This window comes from Bacillus sp. JJ675 (genome assembly GCF_036963165.1).
Taxonomy (GTDB): Bacteria; Bacillota; Bacilli; order Bacillales; family Bacillaceae; genus Bacillus; species Bacillus glycinifermentans.
This window is the reverse complement of sequence record NZ_JBALMR010000121.1, coordinates 1-4,410: the sequence shown is the minus strand read 5'-3', so window position 1 is coordinate 4,410 and position 4,410 is coordinate 1. Positions and strand designations below refer to the sequence as shown.

At 52.1% G+C, this 4,410-nt stretch carries 3 protein-coding genes and 1 pseudogene; 1 reads left to right on the top strand and 3 read right to left on the bottom strand.

Annotated features, from left to right (window positions below; all coding sequences use genetic code 11):
* The coding region (locus tag V7126_RS23600) for a copper-translocating P-type ATPase (RefSeq protein WP_335499783.1) at positions 1-1,828 on the top strand (1,828 nt) is incomplete at its 5' end.
* A 146-nt stretch (positions 1,829-1,974) separates the two neighbouring features.
* On the opposite strand, the gene V7126_RS23595 is transcribed toward V7126_RS23600, so the two are convergent.
* The 3 genes and pseudogenes from V7126_RS23595 to V7126_RS23585 all read right to left on the bottom strand — a co-directional run.
* A complete protein-coding gene (locus V7126_RS23595; RefSeq protein WP_046129202.1) occupies positions 1,975-2,826 on the bottom strand; it encodes a tagatose bisphosphate family class II aldolase in 852 nt (283 codons plus the stop codon).
* Between the two features lie 26 nt (positions 2,827-2,852).
* Positions 2,853-3,311: a PTS sugar transporter subunit IIA gene (locus V7126_RS23590; protein ID WP_046129203.1), complete on the bottom strand. Its 459-nt coding sequence runs from the start codon at positions 3,309-3,311 to the stop codon at positions 2,853-2,855.
* A gap of 6 nt (positions 3,312-3,317) precedes the next feature.
* Positions 3,318-4,355: pseudogene (locus tag V7126_RS23585) on the bottom strand (PTS fructose transporter subunit IIC); the annotation flags it as partial.
* Positions 4,356-4,410 lie beyond the last annotated feature (55 nt).

Below are 4,410 nucleotides of genomic sequence, written 5' to 3'. Positions count from 1 at the left end.
GGCTACGCCGGTACAATTGATCGTCGGCAGACAGTTTTACGTCGGCGCCTATAAAGCGCTGCGGAACAAGAGCGCCAACATGGATGTCCTCGTCGCGCTCGGGACGTCGGCAGCTTATTTTTACAGTCTTTATATAAGTATTGCAAGCCTCGGAACCAATCGGCATCCGGAGGGTCTCTATTATGAAACAAGCGCGATCCTGCTGACGTTGATCGTCTTGGGTAAGCTGTTTGAAGCGAAAGCGAAAGGCCGTTCATCCGAAGCGATCAAGAAGCTGATGGGGCTGCAGGCCAAAACAGCGACCGTCATCAGAAACGGCGAAGAAATGACAGTGCCGATCGAACAAGTGCTGGCAGGCGACATCATGCTTGTCAAACCGGGAGAAAAAATTCCGGCTGACGGAGAGATCGTCGAAGGCCGCTCAGCGTTGGATGAATCGATGATTACCGGTGAAAGCATCCCCGTCGACAAAGCGGCTGGTGATAAAGTCATCGGCGCTACGATGAATAAAAACGGCTTTTTGAAAATCAAAGCCGAAAAAGTAGGGAAAGACACGGCTTTAGCGCAGATTATCAAAGTGGTCGAAGAAGCGCAAGGATCAAAAGCGCCGATTCAACGGCTTGCCGACCGGATTTCCGGGGTCTTTGTGCCGATTGTCGTCGCGATTGCCATCATCACGTTTTTCGTCTGGTATGCGTTTGTCAGTCCCGGCGAATTCAGCACGGCGCTTGAAAGTCTGATCGCTGTGCTCGTCATCGCATGTCCGTGTGCGCTCGGGCTGGCAACGCCGACGTCGATTATGGCTGGTTCCGGACGGGCAGCCGAATACGGCATTTTGTTTAAAGGCGGGGAGCATTTAGAGACGGCTCACCGCATCGATACGGTCGTTCTCGATAAAACGGGAACGGTCACAAACGGAAAGCCGGAGCTTACGGATGTACGCCCTGCATCATGGCTGAATGAGACCGAGTTTCTCAAATTGGCCGGCTCGGCTGAAAACCGTTCCGAGCATCCGCTTGCCGAAGCGATCGTTGAAGGTGTCAGACAAAAAGGGATCGATATCATCGATGCAAGCAGCTTTGAAGCGATACCCGGATACGGTATTAAAGCAACCGTCGGCGAACAGCAGGTGCTGATCGGGACGAGACGCCTTTTCGAACGGCAGGGGATCGATGTCTCAAGCGTTCTCGGCGAGATGGAGAAGCTCGAAGGACAAGGGAAAACGGCGATGCTTGTGGCCGTCGGCGGCCGGTATGCTGGATTGATTGCTGTGGCGGACACGATCAAGGATACGTCAAAAGAAGCGATCAAAAGGCTCAAAGGTATGGGGCTTACGGTCGTCATGATCACCGGAGACAACCGCCGGACGGCTGAAGCGATTGCCGCCGAAGCGGAAATTGAGCATGTGGTAGCCGAGGTGCTCCCTGAAGGGAAAGCGGAAGAAATCAAAAAGCTTCAAGCACAGGGGAAAAAAGTCGCGATGGTCGGCGACGGCATCAATGATGCACCCGCCTTGGCGGCGGCCGATACTGGAATGGCGATCGGCACAGGGGCAGATGTCGCAATGGAAGCGGCTGACATTACGCTGATCCGCGGCGATTTAAACAGCATCGCCGACGCGATCATGATGAGCAAGCTCACGATCAAAAATATTAAACAAAACCTGTTCTGGGCGTTCGCTTACAACAGCATCGGCATTCCGTTCGCCGCGCTCGGATTTTTGGCCCCGTGGGTTGCCGGCGCTGCTATGGCGTTCAGCTCTGTATCGGTTGTTCTCAATGCCCTCAGACTGCAAAAGGTGAAACTCGATTGGAGGAATCCATCTTGAAAAACAGAAACGTGCTGATCTGGGGCGTTTCGGCGATCGTTTATATCGGGCTTGTGATCGGCGTGTACAGCATGTTTTCAGGCTAAATAGAGAATAAAAGAAAAACAGGCGCGCGAAACAAGCGGGCCTGTTTTTTGTTTGTACCGTTAATATCTTCCGTTGCTCATGCACATATTGATTTTTTCTTCGACGATCTTTTTCATCGCTTCTTTCGCGGGAGCCATATATTTTCTCGGATCGCTCGCATCGGGATGTTCGTTTAGAAAACGGCGCAGCTTATCGGAAAACGGGATTTTTAATTCTGTCGCGATATTTACTTTGGCACACCCCAGTTTGATGCACCTTCGCACGTCTTGTTCAGGAATGCCTGATGCGCCGTGCAGCACGAGCGGGATCGAGACGCGTTTTTGGATGTCGGCCAGCCGGTCAAAATCGATTTTCGGCTCTGACGCATAAAGGCCGTGGGCAGTGCCGATCGCAACGGCCAGCGAGTCGATCCCTGTCCTGTCGACAAATTCCTTCGCCGCATCCGGATCGGTGTAATACGCGTCCGCTTCATCCACGACAAGATCGTCTTCCTGTCCGCCGAGCCGTCCGAGCTCCGCTTCGACGGTGGCGTCTTTTTGCTTTGCATACTGAACGACTTTCTCTACGATTGCGGCATTTTCTTCAAACGGATGATGGGAAGCATCGATCATCACAGACTTCGTTCCCAACCGCAAAGACTCGCGAATATCATCGATTTCTTCGTGGTGGTCAAGATGGAGGGCGACCGGGATCGTGCAGCGCGCTGCTGCGGTCTCTGCAATCGCCTGGATGTAATCGCGGCCGGCATAGCTGAATGTTCCCGGTGTAGCCGCAAGAATCACGGGAGACCTGAGGGCTTCCGCCGTTTCTGTCACAGCCTGCACGGTTTCGAGATTATGAATGTTGAAGGCTGGGACAGCATAGCCGTTTGCCTGTGCGTCCAGCAGCATTTTCTTCGTATTTGTCAGCATTCCGATTCCTTCTTTCTTAAAAGAATTTAAGATAAATAGCTTGCGATGGTGTGCTGGATGTCTTCAGAGCTCTCCGCCTTGAGCAGAAGTTTCCTCACGTCTTCGTGAACGAGCATGCGGGACAGGGATGACAACAGATTCAGATGCGTGCTGTTCGCCTCGGCATCAGGGACGAAAAGCGCAATGATAAACGTGACTGGGCTTCCGTCAAGAGAGTTCCATTCGATCCCTGTTTCATTTTTGATGATCAATACGGCCGGTTCTGTGATATCCTCAAGCTTTGCGTGAGGAATGGCGAATCCGTCGATAAAACCGGTCGTGCTTTCTGATTCCCGTTTCAAAAGTCCGTGAACGACGGCTTGTTTTGTTGCGGCAACCCCTGATTCGAAAGCAATCTGAGCGAGCCGGTCAAAAGCTTCGGCTTGCGTGGACAATGTTTCATGTAGATAGATGTGTTCTTTTTTAAAAAAAACTGCTGTGTTCATGTTCGATCAGCCTTTCTCCGTTTTTTCATATATCCGTTTTTGATAAAAGCCGTACAAGAATGCCCCGATGAGCGATCCGATGATAATCGACAGCACCCATTGAAACGCTCCGTTTACGACGGGAAGGACGAGGAATCCGCCGTGCGGGGCCGGGACTTGAACGGCGAACGAATACGTTAAAATGGCCGATACCGACGAACCGATCATCAAAATCGGGATGACAGGGATCGGTTTTTTTGCGGCGAACGGGATTGCACCTTCGGTAATATGGGTGGCGCCGAGTATAAAATTGACAAGGCCCGCATTCCGGTCCTGCTGGCTGAAATACTTCCGGAAAAACAAAGTCGCAAAAGCAATGACGAGGGGCGGTGTGATGCATGCGGCTGAAACGCCTGCCATAAAATATTGGTTCCCTTCGGCAAGCAGCGCGGTGCCTGTGACGTACGCCGCTTTATTGACCGGTCCCCCCATGTCAAACGCGGACATACAGCCGATGATAAGGCCGAGAATGACGGGGTTCGCTCCTTGAAAATCGGCTAAAAAATCCTTCATGCCTTCATTGATGGCGGTCATCGGCTCCACTAATACGAACATTACGGCTCCGATAAGGAAAATGCCGAGAACGGGATAAAGAAAGATCGCTTTTAATCCTTCAAGAGATTGCGGCATGTTTTTCAATACATAGGATAGGCCGAAGATGATCAGCCCGGCTAAAAACCCGGAGACGATTCCGCCCAAAAAGCCGGCTCCGCCCGTGCTTGCGATCATTCCGCCGATAAAGCCGACGATCAGACCGGGGCGTTTGGCCATCGAATCGGCGATATACGCCGAAAGGATCGGAACCATCAGCTGGAAGCCGAAGGCCCCCGTCTTGTTTAACAGTTCGGCAAACGCATTGTAGCTTGGATGCTTAGGATCGGCAGAATGGATGCCGAAGAGAAACGAAAGCGCGATCAACACCCCGCCGCCGACGACAAACGGGAGCATGTGGGAAACGCCGTTCATCAAATGTTTATATATTTTCCGCCCCGCCGAACCGGACTCGCTGACATTGATGTCAGCACCGACTTCATTTTATCTTCAATCCCCTTTCCCTAAT